Below are 18,561 nucleotides of genomic sequence, written 5' to 3' on the forward strand. Positions count from 1 at the left end.
CCGAGCTGACGTGGACGAGCGGCGCACGCTGCGCTGGATCAGGATCTGCATCGGGATCATGATCCTCGGACTGTTCGTGAGCGGCGTCACGGCGTTTCCGCTGCGGATCGAACTCGCGATCGGCTCCGACATCCTGCACGCATCTCCCGCCGCCGGCTGGTTCCCCGACGCCGTGGCGTGGGTCGACCGGGTGGCCGATGCGCTGGCCGACGTGGACGGACGCTACCCGTTCATCTCCTACGGCACGGACTGGCTCGCCTACGCGCATCTCGTGATCGCGGTCGTCTTCATCGGCCCGCTGGTCGATCCGGTGCGCAACATCTGGGTCATCCAGTTCGGCGTCATCGCCTGCGCCGGGATCATCCCGCTCGCCCTGATCGCCGGCGGCATCCGCGGCATCCCGCTCGGATGGCAGCTGATCGACATGTCGTTCGGGGTGCTCGGCGTGATCCCGCTCGTCATCGCCTGGCGCCTGACCAGGAAGCTGGAGCGGACGCGGTCGGCCTAGGAGGCGAGCCCCATCGCGTCCATGCGCCGCGCGTGCGCGCCCATCAGCTCGGTGTACACGGGCTCGATGCGCTCGTCGTCGGCCGCGAGCCGCTCCGGGCGCAGCGCTGAGCGGCAGACGAGGATCGTGTCGCCGACGAGCCGACGCGCCCACATCGACAGCAGCGAACGCCACTCCTCGTCGCTCTCGATCGTCTCCTGGATGATCGCGACGATCTCGTGGCGCGCATCGTCCTCCCGGAGGATCTCGACCACCCGGCGTCCGGTGTCGGCGTAGCTCGAGGCCAGCGCCAGATAGAAGTCGTCGAGCATCCCCGCGGTGATGTAGACCGCCAGCAGGGTCTCGCGGGGGCGCGCGCCGATGGTCTTGCGGCGGAAGGCGTCGAGGTTCTCGCGGAACGGCAGCATGAGCTGCGTCGGGTCGTCGCCTCGTTCCGCGATGAGGTCGACGATCGCGCGATGCTTCGTCAGCGCCGCTCCGGCCGCGCGGGAGAGGGATTCCTTCTCGGAGAGCTCGGGCGTCGCGCGGATCAGACGCGTGAGCGTCTCGAAGTAGCCGAGCTGGAGGTACGCGGCCTGCCCGAGGAAGCGATTCAGCTCCGGCGCGAGCTCGGCGAAGTCGACGCGGGTCGCGTCGCCCTGATCGCCCCGGCTGCGGAGGGCCAGCGTGCGGCGCGGCGCGGCGTCGCGCTGCCAGAACCACTTAACCACGGGGCCTCCCTGTCGAGTTCACCACGTCGTTCACAATACTCGGGCGCAGCACCTCTTCCTGGCCCGCACCGCCCCTCGGGTAGGCTGGGCGTGTCCCGCCGTCGGAGCGGGCCCCCGCGCCTGTGGCACAAGAGACGGCGTGGATCCGTTTACGTGGCGCCCCAGAGGGTCGCCGGACAGGCATCTGAACAAGTGACAACTTTCGCTGATCTCAATATCGATCAGGACATCATCGACGCGCTCGCCTCGAAGGGCATCGTCGACGCTTTCCCCATCCAGGAGCAGACCATCCCCCTCGGCCTTCCCGGCCAGGACATCATCGGCCAGGCGAAGACGGGTACCGGCAAGACCTTCGGCTTCGGCATCCCCGTCGTCCAGCGGCTCGGCAAGGACCCGGAGCACGGGGTGAAGGCGCTCATCGTCGTCCCGACCCGTGAGCTCGCGGTGCAGGTGTACGAGGACATCGATCTGCTCACCAGCAACCGCTCCACGAGCGTCGTCGCGATCTACGGCGGAAAGGCCTACGAGGGTCAGATCGACCAGCTCAAGGCCGGCGCGCAGATCGTCGTCGGCACGCCCGGTCGTCTGATCGACCTCGCGGGGCAGCGCCTGCTCGACCTCTCCAACGCGACCGAGGTCGTGCTCGACGAGGCCGACAAGATGCTCGATCTGGGCTTCCTGGCCGACATCGAGAAGATCTTCCAGAAGGTCCCGGCCGTCCGGCACACGCAGCTGTTCTCGGCGACCATGCCCGGCCCGATCGTGGCACTCGCCCGCCGCTTCATGACGAACCCGATCCACATCCGCGCCAGCGACCCGGACGAGGGCCTCACGCAGGCGAACATCAAGCACCTCGTCTACCGCGCGCATTCGATGGACAAGGACGAGATCATCGCCCGCATCCTGCAGGCCGAGGGCCGCGGAAAGACCGTGATCTTCACGCGCACCAAGCGTGCAGCGCAGCGCCTCGTCGACGAGCTGGGCGACCGCGGCTTCAACGTCGGCGGCGTGCACGGCGATATGGGTCAGGATCAGCGCGAGCGGTCGATGGCCGCGTTCAAGGCCGGCAAGCGCGATGTGCTCGTCGCGACCGATGTCGCCGCCCGCGGCATCGACGTCGACGACGTGACGCACGTGATCAACCACACCATCCCGGACGAGGACAAGACGTACCTGCACCGCGCCGGCCGTACCGGTCGCGCGGGCAAGACCGGCATCGCGGTGACCTTCGTCGACTGGGAGGACCTGCACAAGTGGGCCCTGATCAACCGGGCCCTCGAGTTCGGCCAGCCCGAGCCCGTCGAGACCTACTCGTCGAGCCCGCACCTGTTCTCCGACCTCGACATCCCCGAGGGCACCAAGGGTCGTCTGACGACCGCCCCGAAGACGCAGTCGGTGAAGACCGAGCGCACGCGTCGCCCGGAGCGCGCAGCGGATGCCGCCGCCGAGGGCAGCGATGAGAGCGGCACGCGTCGCCGCCGTCGCCGTCGCAACAGCGAGAACCCGGTCGGCTCCACCTTCGCCGAGGGCGGCTCCGAGTCGACCGCCTCCGACGGCCAGACCGCTCCGTCCGCCGATCGCGGCGCCGACGGCAGCGGCACCCACGACGGTGCGGGCAAGGAGCACCACGACGGGAAGCCGGCCCCGGCACGCCGTCGTCGTCGCCGTCGCGGCGGCTCCGGCGCCCCCGGCGCCGCCCCCGTCACCGGGGCCTGATCGACGTCGGAGGGGCGGATGCTGCGCGAGCGGCATCCGCCCCTCCGCTGTCTCCGGCACCGGCGCGCAGCATCGACCCGGGAATCTGCGGCGGATAGACCCACGCGACCAGGACCACCGAGATGATCATCAGCAGGAACCACGAGCTCAGCTTGCTCAGCGAGACGGGCTGCCAGGTCTCCGCCTGATCGGGGTACGCCCACGCCCCGGCCCAGGTGCCGATGTTCTCAGCGAGGTAGATGAACGCCGCCACGCCGCCGAAGACGAGCAGGAGCGGCAGCCGGACGGTGCGACGCCACACACGCGCGTGCATCACGGTGGGCACCCAGAGCGCCACGACCCCGGCGAGCAGCACCCAGCGGGCGTCCCACCACCAGTGGTGCGTGAAGAAGTTCAGGTAGATCGCCGCGGCCAGGATCGCCGTGATCCATCGACGCGGGTAGCGGGTGAACCCCAGATCGAACAGCCGGTAGACGCGCACCATGTACGAGCCGACGGCCGCGTACATGAAGCCGCTGAACAGCGGGACCCCGCCGATGCGGAGAACGCCGTCGGCGGCATAGGCCCACGAGCCGGCATCCGTCTTGAACAGCTCCATCGCCGTGCCGGTGAGATGGAACAGGACGATGACCCAGAGCTCGCGTCCGCTCTCGAGGCGGAACACCAGCATCGCGATCTGGATGAGAACCGCGGCGATCGTGAGCGCGTCGTTGCGGGCGAGGGCCGCGTCGTCGGGATACCAGAGCTGCGCGGCGACGATCACGATCAGCAGCGCGGCGCCGAAGATGCACGCCCAGGCCTGCTTGAGGACGAACACCGCGAACTCGACGAGTCCCGCGCGGATGCCGTCCGCCGGAGCGCCGAGGAGCACGCGCCTCGCGGCGGCATCGACGCGGCGCTCCAGGGAAGTCGCTCGCTGCATGCCTGGAACCGTATCCGTGGCGCTCGACAGCCGGCCGGGAGTGTCCCGACAGAATGCCGAGGATCAGGGAAAGCGCGGGGCGGTTCCGGTCGCGCGGTCTATGATCCGGGCGACCATCTCCTCGGACGTCGTGTTCTCCCCCGGACGATTGGGCTTGCCGCTGCCGTGGTAGTCGCTCGACCCGGTGACGATGAGGTCGTGCGCGGCGGCGATCTCCCGCAGCTTCCTCTTGCCCGCCTCGGTGTTCTCCCGGTGGTCGATCTCGAACCCGCCGAGGCCTGCGGCGATGAGGCGCTCGAGGTAGGGCACCGGCATCATCAGATCACGGCCGGTGACCGGGTGAGCGATGACCGCCACTCCCCCGGCGTCCGTGATGAGTCGGACCGCCGTGAGCGGGTCCGGGGCGTAGTGGGGTTCGTAGTACCCCTCGCGCGGATGGAGGATGCCGTCGAAGGCCTCGGTGCGGTCGCGCACGATCCCGCGGGCGACCAGGGCGTCGGCGATGTGCGGGCGACCGACGGTGGCGTCGAGCGTGGTCTGGGCGACGACGTCGTCCCAGTGCAGGTCGTAGTCGCGGCCGATGTTGCGGACGATCCGCTCCGCGCGTCCGATCCGGTCGCCGCGGATGCGCTCTGTCTCGGCCAGGAGAGCCGGGTCCTCCGGATCGAAGAGGTACCCGAGCACATGCACGCTGCGCCACTCGTGCTTGGCCGACAGCTCCATCCCGGGGATGAACGTCACCCCGAGCGCGGCGGCCGCCTCCCCCGCCTCCTGCCAGCCGGTCGAGCGGTCGTGGTCGGTCAGGGCGAGCGTCCGCACGCCGTGCGCGTGCGCCTGGCGCACCACCTCCGCAGGGCTCTCCGTGCCATCGGAATGGTTGGAGTGCAGGTGCAGGTCGGCGGGACCGGCGAACCCAGAGGACGGAGTGGCCATCCTCCGAGCGTACCGAGCATGGCGGCAGGGACTTCACAGGCGGCGCTTCTAGGCTTGTCGGGATGCTTCGACTACTGGGGGTCCTGTTCACCGTGCTGCTCGCGATCGCGACGGCGATCGTGGTGTGGCCGCAGTTCTTCCACCTCGAGCAGACCTACCCGTTCGCGCAGCTCGTGTCGGCTCGCGGGCCGGTTCTGGCGGGATTCCTGATCGTGGCGGTGCTCGCTCTCCTGCTCCTGTTCGCCCGTCCGCTGCGCGGATTCGCAGCATCCGTGCTCATCGTGGCCCTGCTCGGAGCGGGAGCGATCGGCGCCATCGGAGCCGTGCGCGGCTTCGGCACGTCCGCCCTCCCGGAGAAGGGTGAGGGAAGCGTCCGCGTCCTGACCTGGAACACGGCGGGCGAGGCGGTCTCGGCCGAGCACATCGCGCAGCAGATCCTCGAGCAGGGCGCCGACATCGTGGCGCTCCCGGAGACCACACAGGCGGTCGGAGAGCAGATCGCGCTGATGCTGCGCGAGCAGGGGCACCCGATGTGGGTGCATCACGTGCAGTTCCGCCCCGACGTGCAGGACGGGCCGCAGTCCTGGCAGACGACGGTGCTGGTCGCCCCCGACCTCGGCGAGTACTCCGTGATCGAGTCGTCGAAGGACGGCACGAGCAACACGGGCTCGGTGCCGAGCGCGGTGCTCATGCCCATCGACGGCGCCGGCCCCACGATCGTCGCCGTGCATGCGGTGGCGCCGCGCATGGAGGAGATGGAGCAGTGGCGGCATGACCTGCAGTGGATCGCCGACCAGTGCCCCCAGGGCGACTTCATCCTCGCCGGCGACTTCAACGCGACCATCGATCACATGGCGCCGCTCGGCATGGACGGCGGCGACATCGGATACTGCCGCGATGTGGCATCGCGCACCGGCAACGGCATGACCGGCACGTGGCCGAGTTCGCTCCCTCCGCTCGCGGGGGCACCGATCGACCACGTCATGGTCTCGCAGAACTGGACGCCCTCGGGCTCGGTCGTGCTCGACGACGCGGGCGGAAGCGACCACCGCGCCCTCGTCGTGCAGCTGGAGCCGGCCGGCTGAGCTTCTGCGCATGCCCGCCAGATGACAGACTGGAGGGATGAGCACCGCAGAGCGCGACACGATCGCAGACGCCGCCGCAGAGATCCCCGCCGAAGTCACGACGGAGACCGTCGAGAACAGCAGCACCAACCGCAAGCAGCCGTTCCCCCAGGGCTTCCTCGACACGATCTCGACCGGCTGGGCCGAGCGACCGGAGACGCTTCCGGCTCCGCGGGCACAGGCCGCGTTCGCGGCGACGCGCCGCGCAGCGGTCTCCGCGGCCTTCCCGGGCAAGCGACTGGTGATCCCCGCCGGCTCTCTCAAGCAGCGCAGCAACGACACCGACTACGTGTTCCGCGCGCACTCGGCGTTCGCTCATCTCACCGGATGGGCGTCGGATGCCGAGCCCGACTCGATCCTCGTCTTCGAGCCGACCGATGCCGGACACGACATCACCCTCTACTTCCGCGAGCGCGCGGACCGCACCACGACCGAGTTCTACGCCGACGCCACGGTGGGCGAGTTCTGGATCGGCCCGCGCCCGTCGCTCGCCGGCGTCTCGGCCGACCTCGCCATCGAGACCGCGCACCTCGAGAAGTTCGCGCCCGCGGACGGCGAACTCGTTCTCGACGAGGATGAGGCGCTCACCCGCGTCGTCTCCGAGCTGCGCCTGATCAAGGACGAGTTCGAGATCGCCGAGATGCGCCGCGCCGTCGACATCACCGCGCAGGGCTTCGACGACATCATCCGCGAGCTGCCGCAGGCGATCGACCATGCTCGGGGAGAGCGCGTGGTCGAGGGCGTCTTCCACCGCCGCGCGCGCGAGGACGGGAACGGCGAGGGGTACGACACCATCGCGGCATCCGGCCCGCATGCGTGCTACCTGCACTGGACCCGCAACGACGGCAGCGTCGTCCCCGGCGATCTGATCCTCGTCGACGCGGGTGTGGAGGCGGACAGCCTGTACACGGCCGACATCACCCGCACACTGCCGGTGTCCGGCACGTTCACCGAGGTGCAGCGTCGCGTCTACGAGACCGTGCGCGAGGCCGCGGATGCCGCCTTCGCCGCCGCACGAGTGGGCGTGCGGTTCCGCGATGTGCACGCCGCGGCGATGACCGTGATCGCCGCGCGCACCGCCGAGTGGGGTCTGCTGCCGGTCACGGCCGAGGAGGCCCTCGACGCGGATGCCGGCGGACAGCACCGCCGGTACATGGTGCACGGCACGTCGCACCACCTCGGCATCGACGTGCACGACTGCGCGCAGGCGCGGCGGGAGATGTACTACGACGGCATCCTCGCTCCCGGCATGGTGTTCACGATCGAGCCGGGCCTCTACTTCCAGATCGACGACCTCACGGTCCCCGCGGAGCTCCGCGGCATCGGCGTGCGCATCGAGGACGACATCCTGATGACCGCCGACGGCCCCGTGAATCTCTCGGCCGGAATCCCCCGCACCGCCGACGAGGTCGAGGCCTGGATCGCCCGCGTCCAGAGCTGAGCGATCCCGGTGCACGAGAGCGAGCTGCCGCTCGACGACGATCTCGCCGAGCGGCTGATCGCCGCACGCTTCCCGGAGCTGCGCGGTCGGCCGCTGCGGCGCGTGCCCACGACCGGCACGGTGAACACCATCATGCGACTGGGCGATGAACTGGTCGCGCGGTTCCCCCTCCTCGGCGCGTCCGAGGCGGAGCTGCGCACCGAGGCCGACGCCATGGCCGAGCTGGCCGACGCCAGCCCGTTCCCCGCAGCACGTCCCTACGGGGTCGCGAACGCCTCCGACGGGTTCGCTTCGGCGTGGTCCGTGCAGACGTGGCTCGACGGCGAGGTGGCCGGGCACGATCGGCACGCGGCATCCGCTTCTCTCGCCCGCGACATCGTGACGCTCATCACGACGATGCGGAGCGTCCCGGTCGGCGGGCGCGTGTTCGACGGCGCCGGTCGCGGCGGGCATCTCCCCGATCATGACGAGTGGATCACGACGTGTCTCGCGCAGAGTGGACACCTGCTCGACACGCGTCGGGCCGCAGAGCTCTGGGCGTCGCTGCGCGTGCTGCCGGCAGCCGGGCCCGACGTCATGAGTCATCGCGACCTCACCCCGTTCAACCTCCTCGTCACCGAGCGGGACGGCGACGATCGGCTCGCCGGTGTCCTGGACGGCGGGAGCTTCGGACCGGCCGACCCGGCGCTCGACCTCGTCGCCGCGTGGCATCTGTTCGATGCCCCGCGACGCCGGATGCTGCGCGACGGTGTCGGCGCAAGCGATGGGGAGTGGCTGCGCGGAGCGGCATGGGCGTTCCAGCAGGCGATGGGCCTCGTCTGGTACTACGAGGAGTCGAATCCGCCGATGAGCGCACTGGGCATCTCGACGATGCGGCGGCTGCTGGCGGATGAAGAGCTGTCGGGGCTGGGCCGGTGAGACGGCGTCACTCCGCGACGATCTCGACCTTGAATCCTTCGGCGTTCTCCAGCCAGCCGGCGTAGTGGTCTGGTCCTCCGGCGTGCGGGTACCGATCCTGGTAGAGCGGGCGCCATCCGTTGAACGGAGCGGCAGAGATCATGGCGTCGACGTCCGCCGGGGAGCCGCCCCACAGGGCGAGGTGATTCATGCCGGGTCTGCGCCGATCGTGATCGGCCGCCGAGATGTTCGGCGACGTCGTCAGGGTCACGTATGCTCCACCGGCGTCCCAGGTCCGACCGCCCGGCCACTCCCCTGTGCACTCCAGACCGAGCGAGGTGAACAGCCAGCTCCAGCCGTCGACGACCGCATCGAGGTCCGCCACCCAGATCTCGACGTGATGGATGCCCTTCATGACTGCTCCTGCGCACTCAGCGGCGCACGAACTCCGCGACGATCGGCGCCAGAGACGCACCGATCTCGGATGCCGGGCGCTTCTGCCCCTTCACCTCGAAGGTGTGCCCTCCACCCTCGATCCAGACGACCTCCGCGTTCTGACACGTCGCGACCGCATCCTCGAACTGGGAGATCGGCTGGATGAACGGGTCGTTCGTCCCCTCCACGAACAGCTGCGGCACGGCGATGGCCGGGAGGTGCTCGATCCGCGGCTTCTCCGGCTTTCCGGGGGCATGCAGCGGATAGCCGAGGTACGCGAGCCCGTCGACGGCGAGGCCGTCGGCGACGGCCATGGACGCCATCCGTCCGCCGTAGGACTTGCCGGCCGCCCAGACGGTCGCGTCGGGGGCGGCGGCTCGGGCGAAGGCCACCACCGCATTCCAGGTCACGATCGCGTGCCTCGCCGGGCCCGGCATCCGCCTCCCCTGCTCGACGTAGGGGAAGTTGAACCGCAGGGTCGAGAAGCCCGCGTCGCCGAGCGCATCGACGAACCCGGTGAGGAACGGATGATCCTTCCCCGTGCCCGCCCCATGCGCGACGATGACCGTCACGCCGTTCTCACCCGAGGACCAGTCCGCGGAGACCGTCGTCGGTCCGGTCGGCAGCTCGACGGCGATCCGGACCATCAGGAGCGCAGGAAGGGGATCGCGAACGGCACGCGCATGACCTTGCCCGAGGACGCCCGCACCGTGCCGATGATCACGATCACGAGGTGGGCGAGCGACAGCGCGAAGTACACGGTGATCGGGATGCCGAGCGGGTAGAAGCCCGTCGTCGGCGACTGCGACGTGAGGACGAACAGCAGCACGAAGTGCAGGATGAGCAGGAGCGAGGACACCATCAGGTAGGTGAGTCCCCAGTTCCGTGCCGCCCGCGCGTTCTCGCGCGCCGTGCCGCCCGCGCGGAGAGACGATCCGCCGCTCACCGCCATCGCGATTCCGGAGGCGAGACCACCGGCGAACGGGAACGGGATGACGATCAGGAACCCGAGCACCCAGGGCAGCAGGCCACGCGGCGGCACGGCCGCCGGGTACACGGGATATCCGGGCGCCGGGTACCCGGGCGCGACGTGGCCGGGGGCGGCGTAGCCGCCCGGAGCCCCCGGTGCGGGCGGGGGCTGATACGCGGGCGGTGGCTGATACGCGGGGGCCGCCGGCGGTGCCGGAGGAGGAGGAGGCGTGAACTCACCCGGCGTCTGAGGGTCGTGCGAGGTCATCGAGTGTCGTCCCGCGGGCCTTCGACGCGGGTCGCGACACCGGGCTCATCGACGGGACCCGGTGCGGGCGTCTCGGGCGTCGTCCCCTCCGGCTGCGGTACCGGGTCGGCCGGGCGCGGCGGCACCACCGGCTCCGCAGCGGGCTCGGGCGCCGGCGCCGGAGCGCCGGCCGGGATCCGCTCCCCGTACCGGGGCGGCTCGTCGAGGTTCACCGGGGGTCGCACCGGGGCGACGTGCGCCGAGCCGAGCACCTGACGAGCCTTGGAGAGCGAGGTGGGCATCACCGTGACCTCGTAGTGGTCCGCGGCGAACTGGGTGACGCTCGCGAAGTCGCGGCGACGACGCACGATCGCGTAGGTCACGAGGCTCAGCAGCATTCCCACGGCCACGCCGATGAACACGAAGCCGACGAACAGCTGGATCGGGACCTCGGGGTTGCCCAGCACGAGGATCGCGGAGAGGAAGAGCCCGAGCAGCACGCCGTTGATGGCACCGGAGCGGGCGGCAGCGGCATAGCCGAGCTTGCCGGTCACCCTCTCGACGGTGCGAACACTCTGGCCGACGATCGCGATGTCCCGCGCGGGCACCTCCCCGGCGATCAGCTTCGAGACCGTCTTCTGCGCGCTCTCGTAGTCGCGCGTCGACGCGACGATCTCGCCGGTCTCGGTACCGTTCACAGGACGGTTCAACATGCTCATCCGGCTATTCTTCCACGCCCTGCCATCCCGGGCCCGGGGAGCGCAACCCTCACGGCGGCTCTCGGGCCCGCGCACTACGCTGGGCAGGTGAGCACACAAAGGGTTTTCGCCGCGCGCCTGGCCGGGTGCGCCGTCTTCGACCCCCTGGGCGACCGCCTCGGCAAAGTCCGCGACGTCGTCATCGTGTACCGAAGTACCGCTGCTCCTCGCGTCATCGGCCTCGTGGTCGAGATCCCGGGCCGCCGCCACGTCTTCCTCTCCATCGGGCGTGTCACATCGATCCGCGCCGGGCAGGTCATCACGACCGGTCTGATCAACGTGCGCCGGTTCTCTCCGCGCGCCGGTGAGGTCCGTGTGCTCGCCGAGCTCCTCGGCCGTCGCGTGAACCTCGTCGACGGCACGGGCACGGCCGTGATCGAGGACGTCGCGATCGAGCCGAACCGTCTCGGGGAATGGGCTGTCAGCCAACTGTTCCTCCGCCGCCCGAAGACGAGCGCCTCGCCGTTCGCGAAGGGGCCGACGACGTTCGCGGCGTGGAACGAGGTCGCCGAGCAGCACTCCCCCGGTGAGGCCCAGTCGGCCGAGCAGCTCGTCGCCTCCTATTCGGAGCTGCATGCCGCCGACCTCGCGAACACGCTGCTCGATCTTCCTCAGCAGCGCATGATCGAGGTCGCCGAGGAGCTGTCGGACGATCGGCTCGCCGACGCCCTCGAGGAGATGCCCGAAGACGAGCAGGTCCACATCCTCGATCGCCTCGGCGACGAGCGCGCCGCCGACATCCTCGACCAGATGGAGCCGGACGACGCCGCCGACCTCCTCGCCCAGCTGCCGCCCAACCGGCTCGAGCAGCTCCTCGAGCTGATGGAGCCCGAGGAGGCAGAGGACGTCAGGATGCTCCTCCGCTACGGCCCGGACACCGCCGGCGGTCTGATGACCCCGGAGCCGATCATCCTCTCGGCGGATGCGACGGTCGCCGAGGCCCTGGCGCTGATCCGTCGGCACGAGCTCCACCCGGCGCTGGCGGCAGCCGTGTTCGTGACCCTCCCGCCGTTCGAGACCCCGACCGGCCGCCTCCTCGGCATGGTGCACTTCCAGCGGATGCTGCGCTATCCGCCGCACGAACGTCTCGGCGGGATCATGGACGACAGTCTCGAGCCCGTGCCCGCGAACGCGTCCGCCGCCGAGGTCGCGCGTCTCCTGGCGAGCTACGACCTCGTCTCGCTTCCCGTCGTCGATGCCGCGCGTCGCCTCGTCGGCGCGGTCAGCATCGACGACGTGCTCGACTACCTCCTCCCGGACGACTGGCGCTCGCATGACGACGACGAGCCGACGCCGACGCCGACGGCGAAGGAGGTGCGCTGATGGCACGTTCGCCCCGCCTCGACGCGCCCCTCGGTCGGGGCACCACACGCGCCCGCCCCACCTCACGCGACCGCTTCGGCCGGTTCACCGAATGGGTCGCCCGGGCGATGGGGACCCCCGCGTTCCTGCTGATGCTCACGCTGTTCTGCGTGGCCTGGATCCTCTGGAACACCCTGACGCCCGATCATCTGCGATTCGACGATGCGGCACTGGGCTTCACCGCGCTCACCCTCATGCTCTCTCTGCAGGCCTCGTACGCCGCGCCACTGATCCTGCTCGCGCAGAACCGCCAGGACGACCGCGACCGGGTGCAGATCGAGCAGGACCGTCAGCGCGCGGAGCGGAACCTCGCCGACACCGAGTACCTCGCGCGCGAGATCGTCGCGCTGCGCATGGCGCTCGAAGAGCGCAACACGCAGCTCGTCACCCGCGATGTCCTGCGCAACGAGCTGAAGGCGCTGCTCGCGGAGCTCGGCTCCGACGAGAAACACGATGAGAAGCACGACGACAGGCACGACGCCGAGAAGCGCTCCGGCGGCGGCGGCTCATGACGGCGGCCGACAGAGTCCGCGCGGCCGTGGCCGCGGTCACGGATCCGGAGCTGCGCCGCCCGATCGGCGACCTCGACATGGTCCGCGAGATCGAGGTCGACGGCGACCGGGCGCTGGTCGGGATCGTGCTCACGATCGTCGGCTGTCCCGCCGCCGCACGCATCGAATCGGATGTGCGGGAGGCCGCGGCATCCGTTCCCGGCATCGCCGCCGTCGACGTCTCGGTGGGCGTGATGACTCCGGCCGAGCGCAAGGCGCTGACCGAGAAGCTCCGCGACGGACGCCCGGCGAGGCAGATGCCCTTCGGCCCCGAATCGCTCACCCGGGTCATCCTCGTCTCCAGCGGCAAGGGCGGTGTGGGCAAGTCGACGGTCACCGCGAACCTCGCCGTCGCCCTCGCCGATCAGGGCCTGTCCGTCGGGCTCGTGGACGCCGACGTGCACGGCTTCTCGATCCCCGGTCTCCTCGGCATCGCGGCGGGAACCCAGCCGACGCGCATCGACGATCTCATGCTCCCTCCGGTCGCGCACGGCGTGAAGACGATCTCTATCGGCATGTTCCTCCGCGACGGCGAGGCCGTGGTCGCCTGGCGAGGGCCCATGCTGCACCGCACGGTCTCGCAGTTCCTCACGGACGTGTTCTTCGGCGATCTCGACATCCTCCTGATCGACATGCCCCCGGGTACCGGCGACATCGCCATCTCGATCGGACAGCTGCTGCCTCACGCGGAGGTCCTCGTGGTGACGACGCCGCAGGCCGCGGCATCCGACGTCGCCATCCGCAGCGGCCTCGTGGCGCGGCAGACCGGGCAGCGCGTGATCGGGGTCGTCGAGAACATGGCCGCGTACACCCTCCCCGACGGCACCGTCGTCGACCTGTTCGGGTCGGGCGGCGGCGCGGCCGTGGCCGCAGCACTGTCCGAGGGCGGCGACGACGTGGCGCTGCTGGCGTCGATCCCGTTGAGTCCGGCGCTGCGCGAAGGCGGCGACGTCGGCATCCCGATCGTCACGACGGAGTCGACGGATGCCGCCGCCACCACGATCCGCGCGCTCGCGCGCTCCCTCGCCGGTCAGGGTCGCGGTCTCGCCGGACGATCGCTGCCGATGTCGATCGGCTGAGCCGCCGACGGCCCGAGGGCCCCGTGGGAGAATGGGACGATGCCCCCTCGTTCCCTCACGATCGATGAGAGCCTGCTCCGACGGATGGCGCGCGATGCCGCCGTCTACTCGCTCACACGCCCGGTCGCGATCATCATGTGGGTGGCACTCGCCGCGGCCCTCGGCATCAGCATCCTCAACCTGTCGGGGCTGGTCGCCGCCGGCGAGGACGACGGCGGTCTCGCCGCGTGGATGCCGCCGCTGGTGATCGCCCTCGCCGTCATCGCGATCGTCATGTCCGTCTCGAGCGCCCGTCACGCCGTGCGCGCCGCGATGCCGCCGGCGACGCTCGTCTGGGTCTCGCTGGAGGACGAGGTGCTGCAGGTGGGCAGCGGCGACCGCCGCTCGACCATCGCCTACAGCACGTTCCAGGGCGTCAGGGTGGGCGCGGACGCCGTGCTGCTGAAGCTGCGCGACGCCTCTGTCGCGACGGCGATCCCGCGCGCGCTGCTGAGCGACGAGGACGTCGCCACGCTCCGCGCGAAGATCGCCTAGGCAGCCATGCCCTCCGCACGACGCCTGGTCCGGCGTGACGCCCCGACGCGGATCAGCACGATGATCGTCACCGCGACCGCGAACGGCGGCAGGAAGACCGCCCCGAACGACAGCATCGTCCCGATCGGGTAGTCGGCGCCGCCTCCGCGGCCGAGTCCGATGCTCCCGCCGCCGAACGAGTCGCCTGCGATCAGGAACGCGCCGTCGTAGATGTCGAGCGAATCCGCGCACCGGACCTCGTGTGGCCCCGCGGCCGGTGCGGTGAACTGCGCGGTCTGCTCGAATCCCGGCTTCGGCGTCATCCACCAGAGGGTGCTGCTCCAGTCGAGCGCCGGCGCCCCGCGCTGCGCGACGGGCTCGCCACCGGGGGCGACGACGACGCACTCCAGGGTTCCGAGGTTCGCGGAGATCCCCTGCGCCCAGATGCCCGCGCGCTCATCCGCATCGAGATCGACGACGATCGCGTCGCCGAGCGGCTGAGGCTCTGCGCGGTCGACGGAGGCGACGATCGGCAGGACCCAGAGGATCCAGATCAGCGCGCCGCCGACGGCGCCGAGCACCGCGGCGACCACCGCGAGGCGAAGTCGGGCTGCGGGGCGAAGGTGCGACCCCACAGGGCTCACGTGGCTTCGGGGTCGTACGGCGGCCGGTTCTCGGCGCTGAACGTCTGCGGCGCACGCGGTGCGACGGGCTCGGCGATGGTGGCTCGCGCCTTCGTCGCGGTCGCGGGCTGCGGCTCCTCCATCAGCGCATCGCGGATGATCCGGCGCGGGTCGTACTGTCGCGGGTCGAGCTTGCGCCAGTCGACGTCATCGAGCTCGGGACCCATCTCCTGACGCATCTTCGACTTCGTGTCGCGGACGTACTCGCCGACCTTGCGGACCATGCGGGCGAATCCCTCTGCGGCCCGCGGAAGACGCTCAGGGCCGATGATGAGCACCGCGATGAGGCCGATCAGCAGCAGCTTCTCGAAAGTGAGCCCGAACGTCATCTGTACAGGCTACCGCCGCGCCTGCACTCCCCGCGCACACCGAGCGAATACGCTGAGATCGATCACAGTGCAAGCACGGAAAGGCAGGCCATGAGCGAGCACGAAGCGAACGCGCGTTTCCTTCGCGAGTCCATCATCGAGCCGGATGCCATCGCGCGCGCCCGGGCCCACGCGGTCGAACTGGGAGCGGCGCCCGTCAGCGCCGTCGTCGGATCGCAGATCGCCGTGATCGCCGCCGCGACCGCCGCCCGCTCGATCGTCGAGATCGGCACGGGAGCCGGTGTCTCGGGACTGTGGCTGCTGCGCGGAGCGCCGCAGGCCGTGCTGACCTCGATCGACAACGAGCCGGAGCATCTCGCCGCCGCCCGCCAGGCATTCTCCGACGCGAGAGTGCCCTCGACGAAGGCCCGCTTCATCACCGGACGGGCCGCCGATGTGCTTCCCCGCATGAACGAGGCCTCCTACGACATCGTGCTCGTCGACGCCGACCCCGAGAACGTCATCGAGTATGTCGAGCACGGCCTGCGCCTCGCCCGCGCCGGCGGCATCGTGCTCGTTCCGCGCGTGCTCGGCGGCGGCCGCGTCGCCGATCCCGTGCAGCGCGACGAGATCACTGCGGCGTACCGCTCGCTCGTGCAGGAGACGCAGGAATCGTCGGCCGTGCTGGCGACCGTCTCCCCCGCCGGCGAAGGGCTCCTTCAGCTGGTCAGCATCGCCGATCGCGCCTGACTCTCGTTCCGGACGACAGCCACCCGGAACAAGAAAGAGGGCGACGGATCCGGAGATCCATCGCCCTCGCAGACCCGCATCGCGGATCCGGGGTCAATCAGGCCGGTGCCACGACGGCGGCCAGCACGTCGTGAAGTTCCTTGGCCTCGGCGTCGTTCACGGAGACGACCAGACGGCCGCCACCTTCGAGCGGAACGCGCACGATGATGAGTCGCCCTTCTTTCACGGCCTCCATGGGTCCGTCTCCGGTCCTCGGCTTCATCGCTGCCATCGTGGCTCCTTTTCCTCGGTGGTATGGAATGAGTTTATCGGGTGTCACCGGGGCCTGGACGTCACCTGTGAAGAAAAGCGACGAGCGTTCACTCTCAGGGCACCTGCCAGAACGTGTTCCCGAGGGCGTACATCGGGAGTATCCAGGCCCACTGACCGACCAGGCAGAGCACCAGGACACCGACTCGCCACCACCGTGATCGCGGCACAGCCAACGCTCCCCACATCGGGCTCAGCGGGAGCAGCAGCCGGAAGGTGCTCGACTGCGGGAAGAACACCGCGAGCAGATACAGCAGATAGCTCGCGCTCCACAGTCGCAGGTCCGTCCCCAGGGCGCGCACCTGCGGGAGGTACAGCAGCGCGGCTCCGGCGGCCACGACCAGGAGCGCCAGTGCCACCGGCCCCGCCCACACCGGCAGACCCCACAGCCCGAACCAGAACTGGGACGCCTGCACCCACCCCTCGAACGGCACGAATCCCTCGACGCCGCCGGCGATCCAGTGCCGCCGCCACGCGAGCTCCGTGGCGAGATAGGCGCCTGGATCGCCCGTGACCACGCCGGCGAGAAGCTGCCAGGCGAAGCCGGTCGCGGTCGCGAGAGCGCCCAGGGCGACGATGTGCGCGATCTCGACACCGGTGAGGGGATCGTCGCGGCGACGTACCCACCGGACGATGCCGTGCAGTCCGATGTAGAGCGCGAAGGCGAGGATTCCCGGCCGGGTGAAGGCCATCACCGGGATGAGCACATAGAGCCACGCGTATCGCCGACGGGTCATCGCGTCGAGCGCCAGGAAGAGCAGCAGGAGGAACAGCGTCTCTGCGTAACCCACCTGGAACATCGCGGCGAGGGGACCTGCGGCGAAGAACACCACGGCCCAGGTCGCGGCGGAGGCCCCGATGCGATCGCGCAGCAGTCGGTGCAGCGCCAGACAGGCGAGGTACCCGGCGACGAAGGAAAGCAGGAACGCTCCGGCGCCCCACGAGCCGAACACGAAGCCGAGTGCCTTCGCCGCATATGCGAACACCGGCATGAACGCCCAGGCGTTCTCCGCGACGTCGCCGGAATCGGTCAGCGGCAGTTCGGCCGGGTACCCGCTCTCGGCGACCAGCCAGTACCACTGCGCGTCCCAGCCGAGCACGAAGTCGATGAGTCCGGCATCCGCTCCGAAGCGCGACAGCGACGTCGAGATCGAAGCCGCCGCGAGGAAGAATCCCGTGGTGACGACTCGTGCGACGAGATAGATCACCGCGATGCGCAGGGCGAGGGGCGCCTGCGCCCAGCGACGGGCCGCGCTCAGTGCGAGGTGAGCCATGCGCGCAGGCCCCGCTCCACGGCGTCGATCTGCGCCAGAGGCACGCGCTCCTCGTCGTGGTGGGCCAGGTGGGGATCGCCGGGGCCGTAGTTCACCGCCGGGATGCCGAGCGCCGAGAAGCGCGCGACATCGGTCCAGCCGTACTTCGGTCGTGGCTCCGCGCCCACGGCCGCGACGAACTGCTGCGCGATCGGGGCGTCCAGCCCGGGGCGGGCTCCCTCTGCAGCATCCGTGATCTCGACGTCGAACCCGGCGAGCACGCCGCGCACGTGCGCCTCGGCGTCGGCCGCCGACTTGCTCGGAGCGAAACGGTAGTTCACCTCGACCTCGCACGCGTCGGGGATCACGTTCCCGGCGACACCGCCGGCGATGCGCACGGCGCTCAGGCTCTCGCGGTACAGGAGCCCGTCGACGGGCACCTCCTTGGCCCGGTACTCGGCCAGACGGGTGAGGATGGGCGCGGCGCGGTGGATCGCGTTCTCGCCGATCCACGCGCGTGCCGCGTGCGCCCGCACGCCGGTGGTGCGGACGATCGCGCGGAGCGTGCCGTTGCATCCGCCCTCGACCTCGCCGTTGGACGGCTCGCCCAGGATGGCGAAGTCCGCCTGGAACAGGTCGGGGCGCACGGCCGCGAGGAGCCCGAGACCGTTCTTCGAGGCTTCGACCTCCTCGTTGTCGTACCACATCCAGGTGACGTCGATCGCGGGCTCGGCGAGCTCGGCGGCGAGCTTGAGCTGCACCGCCGTCCCGGCCTTCATGTCGACCGTGCCGCGCCCCCAGAGGAAGGGGACCCCGTCGATCTCGATGTCCTTCGTTGGCACGTTCTCGTTGATCGGCACGGTGTCGATGTGCCCGGCGATCGCGACGCGCTGAGCGCGGCCGAGGCTCGTGCGCGCGACGATCGTGTTGCCGTGGCGGATCACCTCCAGATGCGCGAGGGGAGCGACGGCCGCCTCGATCGCGTCCGCGAGGGCCTTCTCATCGCCCGAGACACTCGGGATGTCGCAGAGTGCGCGGGTGAGTTCCACGGAGGACGCGGTCAGATCGAGCAGCATGTCCACCAGCCTACTTA

General features: G+C 70.2%; 22 protein-coding genes. 10 read left to right on the forward strand and 12 right to left on the reverse strand.

Translation table 11 applies throughout. The features are described 5' to 3' along the window. The first annotated feature begins 10 nt into the window (after positions 1-10). Positions 11-508 carry a hypothetical protein gene (locus tag LBN7_RS02160; protein WP_243408994.1) on the forward strand — a complete coding sequence of 166 codons (498 nt, stop codon included), beginning with the start codon at positions 11-13 and terminating at the stop codon, positions 506-508. Here LBN7_RS02160 and LBN7_RS02165 read toward each other — a convergent pair. Beyond that, positions 505-1,218, reverse strand: coding sequence for a ferritin-like fold-containing protein (locus LBN7_RS02165; protein ID WP_116636541.1), 714 nt, complete (start codon positions 1,216-1,218; stop codon positions 505-507). The genes LBN7_RS02160 and LBN7_RS02165 overlap by 4 nt on opposite strands. A 192-nt stretch (positions 1,219-1,410) precedes the next feature. Here LBN7_RS02165 and LBN7_RS02170 point away from each other — a divergent pair, with 192 nt between their 5' ends. Further along, the gene (locus LBN7_RS02170) at positions 1,411-2,934 is read left to right on the forward strand and encodes a DEAD/DEAH box helicase (protein ID WP_116636542.1); all 1,524 of its coding nucleotides are present in this window, start codon (positions 1,411-1,413) and stop codon (positions 2,932-2,934) included. On the opposite strand, the gene LBN7_RS02175 is transcribed toward LBN7_RS02170, so the two are convergent. Both LBN7_RS02175 and LBN7_RS02180 read right to left on the reverse strand, forming a co-directional pair. After that, positions 2,921-3,856: a DUF817 domain-containing protein gene (locus LBN7_RS02175; RefSeq protein ID WP_341945797.1), complete on the reverse strand. Its 936-nt coding sequence runs from the start codon at positions 3,854-3,856 to the stop codon at positions 2,921-2,923. The genes LBN7_RS02170 and LBN7_RS02175 overlap by 14 nt on opposite strands. 63 nt (positions 3,857-3,919) lie before the next feature. Next, positions 3,920-4,789, reverse strand: coding sequence for a PHP domain-containing protein (locus LBN7_RS02180; RefSeq protein WP_116636544.1), 870 nt, complete (start codon positions 4,787-4,789; stop codon positions 3,920-3,922). 62 nt (positions 4,790-4,851) lie between these two features. Here LBN7_RS02180 and LBN7_RS02185 point away from each other — a divergent pair, with 62 nt between their 5' ends. From LBN7_RS02185 to LBN7_RS02195, 3 genes are read left to right on the forward strand one after another with little or no spacing between them, the layout of a single operon-like run. After that, complete coding sequence (locus LBN7_RS02185) at positions 4,852-5,874, forward strand: endonuclease/exonuclease/phosphatase family protein (protein WP_341945798.1); 1,023 nt, start codon at positions 4,852-4,854, stop codon at positions 5,872-5,874. A 37-nt stretch (positions 5,875-5,911) separates the two neighbouring features. Continuing rightward, positions 5,912-7,354, forward strand: coding sequence for an aminopeptidase P family protein (locus LBN7_RS02190; protein ID WP_407360821.1), 1,443 nt, complete (start codon positions 5,912-5,914; stop codon positions 7,352-7,354). 9 nt (positions 7,355-7,363) lie between these two features. Continuing rightward, entirely contained in the window at positions 7,364-8,272 is a 909-nt protein-coding gene (locus LBN7_RS02195; RefSeq protein ID WP_341945800.1) for a phosphotransferase, read from the forward strand. Between the two features lie 7 nt (positions 8,273-8,279). On the opposite strand, the gene LBN7_RS02200 is transcribed toward LBN7_RS02195, so the two are convergent. Genes LBN7_RS02200 through LBN7_RS02215 form a run of 4 tightly spaced genes read right to left on the reverse strand, consistent with a single transcriptional unit; the run spans position 8,280 to position 10,621 of the window. Further along, complete coding sequence (locus LBN7_RS02200; RefSeq protein ID WP_341945801.1) at positions 8,280-8,666, reverse strand: VOC family protein; 387 nt, start codon at positions 8,664-8,666, stop codon at positions 8,280-8,282. A gap of 16 nt (positions 8,667-8,682) precedes the next feature. Beyond that, positions 8,683-9,333 carry an alpha/beta family hydrolase gene (locus LBN7_RS02205; protein ID WP_341945802.1) on the reverse strand — a complete coding sequence of 217 codons (651 nt, stop codon included), beginning with the start codon at positions 9,331-9,333 and terminating at the stop codon, positions 8,683-8,685. Then, positions 9,333-9,923 (reverse strand): DUF4870 domain-containing protein, encoded by a 591-nt coding sequence (locus LBN7_RS02210; RefSeq protein ID WP_341945803.1) that lies wholly within the window; start codon positions 9,921-9,923, stop codon positions 9,333-9,335. The genes LBN7_RS02205 and LBN7_RS02210 overlap by 1 nt, the downstream gene beginning before the upstream one ends. Further along, positions 9,920-10,621 carry a general stress protein gene (locus tag LBN7_RS02215; RefSeq protein ID WP_341945804.1) on the reverse strand — a complete coding sequence of 234 codons (702 nt, stop codon included), beginning with the start codon at positions 10,619-10,621 and terminating at the stop codon, positions 9,920-9,922. The genes LBN7_RS02210 and LBN7_RS02215 overlap by 4 nt, the downstream gene beginning before the upstream one ends. An 87-nt stretch (positions 10,622-10,708) precedes the next feature. Between LBN7_RS02215 and LBN7_RS02220 the strand changes: the two genes are divergently transcribed. From LBN7_RS02220 to LBN7_RS02235, 4 genes are read left to right on the forward strand one after another with little or no spacing between them, the layout of a single operon-like run. Next, positions 10,709-11,983: a magnesium transporter MgtE N-terminal domain-containing protein gene (locus LBN7_RS02220; RefSeq protein ID WP_407360822.1), complete on the forward strand. Its 1,275-nt coding sequence runs from the start codon at positions 10,709-10,711 to the stop codon at positions 11,981-11,983. Beyond that, positions 11,983-12,534: a DUF1003 domain-containing protein gene (locus LBN7_RS02225; RefSeq protein WP_341945805.1), complete on the forward strand. Its 552-nt coding sequence runs from the start codon at positions 11,983-11,985 to the stop codon at positions 12,532-12,534. The genes LBN7_RS02220 and LBN7_RS02225 overlap by 1 nt, the downstream gene beginning before the upstream one ends. Beyond that, positions 12,531-13,652: an Mrp/NBP35 family ATP-binding protein gene (locus LBN7_RS02230; RefSeq protein WP_341945806.1), complete on the forward strand. Its 1,122-nt coding sequence runs from the start codon at positions 12,531-12,533 to the stop codon at positions 13,650-13,652. Before LBN7_RS02225 ends, LBN7_RS02230 begins: the two co-directional genes overlap by 4 nt. Positions 13,653-13,691: 39 nt before the next feature. Continuing rightward, positions 13,692-14,186 carry a YcxB family protein gene (locus LBN7_RS02235; RefSeq protein WP_116636555.1) on the forward strand — a complete coding sequence of 165 codons (495 nt, stop codon included), beginning with the start codon at positions 13,692-13,694 and terminating at the stop codon, positions 14,184-14,186. Here the strand turns inward: LBN7_RS02235 and LBN7_RS02240 are convergent. Continuing rightward, complete coding sequence (locus tag LBN7_RS02240) at positions 14,183-14,809, reverse strand: hypothetical protein (RefSeq protein ID WP_407360823.1); 627 nt, start codon at positions 14,807-14,809, stop codon at positions 14,183-14,185. The two genes, LBN7_RS02235 and LBN7_RS02240, sit on opposite strands and share 4 nt — an antisense overlap. Next, positions 14,806-15,177, reverse strand: coding sequence for a twin-arginine translocase TatA/TatE family subunit (locus tag LBN7_RS02245; RefSeq protein WP_116636557.1), 372 nt, complete (start codon positions 15,175-15,177; stop codon positions 14,806-14,808). The genes LBN7_RS02240 and LBN7_RS02245 overlap by 4 nt, the downstream gene beginning before the upstream one ends. Positions 15,178-15,267: 90 nt before the next feature. Between LBN7_RS02245 and LBN7_RS02250 the strand changes: the two genes are divergently transcribed. Next, on the forward strand, positions 15,268-15,906 hold the full coding sequence (locus LBN7_RS02250) for a class I SAM-dependent methyltransferase (protein WP_341945808.1): 639 nt from the start codon (positions 15,268-15,270) through the stop codon (positions 15,904-15,906). Between the two features lie 97 nt (positions 15,907-16,003). Here LBN7_RS02250 and LBN7_RS02255 read toward each other — a convergent pair whose 3' ends face one another. From LBN7_RS02255 to dapE, 3 genes are all read right to left on the reverse strand, one after another. Then, positions 16,004-16,177 (reverse strand): DUF3117 domain-containing protein, encoded by a 174-nt coding sequence (locus LBN7_RS02255; protein WP_017203323.1) that lies wholly within the window; start codon positions 16,175-16,177, stop codon positions 16,004-16,006. A gap of 94 nt (positions 16,178-16,271) precedes the next feature. Then, positions 16,272-17,489: a hypothetical protein gene (locus LBN7_RS02260; protein ID WP_407360824.1), complete on the reverse strand. Its 1,218-nt coding sequence runs from the start codon at positions 17,487-17,489 to the stop codon at positions 16,272-16,274. Next, positions 17,471-18,544, reverse strand: a complete 1,074-nt coding sequence (dapE, locus tag LBN7_RS02265; RefSeq protein WP_407360825.1) for a succinyl-diaminopimelate desuccinylase — start codon at positions 18,542-18,544, stop codon at positions 17,471-17,473. Before dapE ends, LBN7_RS02260 begins: the two co-directional genes overlap by 19 nt. Positions 18,545-18,561 lie beyond the last annotated feature (17 nt).

Source organism: Microbacterium sp. LBN7, assembly GCF_045690345.1.
Classification (GTDB): domain Bacteria; phylum Actinomycetota; class Actinomycetes; order Actinomycetales; family Microbacteriaceae; genus Microbacterium.

Excerpts from the sequence above, each read along its gene's own strand:
- LBN7_RS02175 (WP_341945797.1), bottom strand. The coding sequence starts at position 3,856 with ATGCAGCGAGCGACTTCCCTGGAGCGCCGCGTCGATGCCGCCGCGAGG.
- LBN7_RS02180 (WP_116636544.1), bottom strand. The coding sequence starts at position 4,789 with ATGGCCACTCCGTCCTCTGGGTTCGCCGGTCCCGCCGACCTGCACCTG.
- LBN7_RS02185 (WP_341945798.1), top strand. The coding sequence starts at position 4,852 with ATGCTTCGACTACTGGGGGTCCTGTTCACCGTGCTGCTCGCGATCGCG.
- LBN7_RS02190 (WP_407360821.1), top strand. The coding sequence starts at position 5,912 with ATGAGCACCGCAGAGCGCGACACGATCGCAGACGCCGCCGCAGAGATC.
- LBN7_RS02200 (WP_341945801.1), bottom strand. The coding sequence starts at position 8,666 with ATGAAGGGCATCCATCACGTCGAGATCTGGGTGGCGGACCTCGATGCG.
- LBN7_RS02205 (WP_341945802.1), bottom strand. The coding sequence starts at position 9,333 with ATGGTCCGGATCGCCGTCGAGCTGCCGACCGGACCGACGACGGTCTCC.
- LBN7_RS02210 (WP_341945803.1), bottom strand. The coding sequence starts at position 9,923 with ATGACCTCGCACGACCCTCAGACGCCGGGTGAGTTCACGCCTCCTCCT.
- LBN7_RS02215 (WP_341945804.1), bottom strand. The coding sequence starts at position 10,621 with ATGAGCATGTTGAACCGTCCTGTGAACGGTACCGAGACCGGCGAGATC.
- LBN7_RS02225 (WP_341945805.1), top strand. The coding sequence starts at position 11,983 with ATGGCACGTTCGCCCCGCCTCGACGCGCCCCTCGGTCGGGGCACCACA.
- LBN7_RS02230 (WP_341945806.1), top strand. The coding sequence starts at position 12,531 with ATGACGGCGGCCGACAGAGTCCGCGCGGCCGTGGCCGCGGTCACGGAT.
- LBN7_RS02235 (WP_116636555.1), top strand. The coding sequence starts at position 13,692 with ATGCCCCCTCGTTCCCTCACGATCGATGAGAGCCTGCTCCGACGGATG.
- LBN7_RS02245 (WP_116636557.1), bottom strand. The coding sequence starts at position 15,177 with ATGACGTTCGGGCTCACTTTCGAGAAGCTGCTGCTGATCGGCCTCATC.
- LBN7_RS02250 (WP_341945808.1), top strand. The coding sequence starts at position 15,268 with ATGAGCGAGCACGAAGCGAACGCGCGTTTCCTTCGCGAGTCCATCATC.
- LBN7_RS02255 (WP_017203323.1), bottom strand. The coding sequence starts at position 16,177 with ATGGCAGCGATGAAGCCGAGGACCGGAGACGGACCCATGGAGGCCGTG.
- LBN7_RS02260 (WP_407360824.1), bottom strand. The coding sequence starts at position 17,489 with ATGGCTCACCTCGCACTGAGCGCGGCCCGTCGCTGGGCGCAGGCGCCC.
- dapE (WP_407360825.1), bottom strand. The coding sequence starts at position 18,544 with ATGCTGCTCGATCTGACCGCGTCCTCCGTGGAACTCACCCGCGCACTC.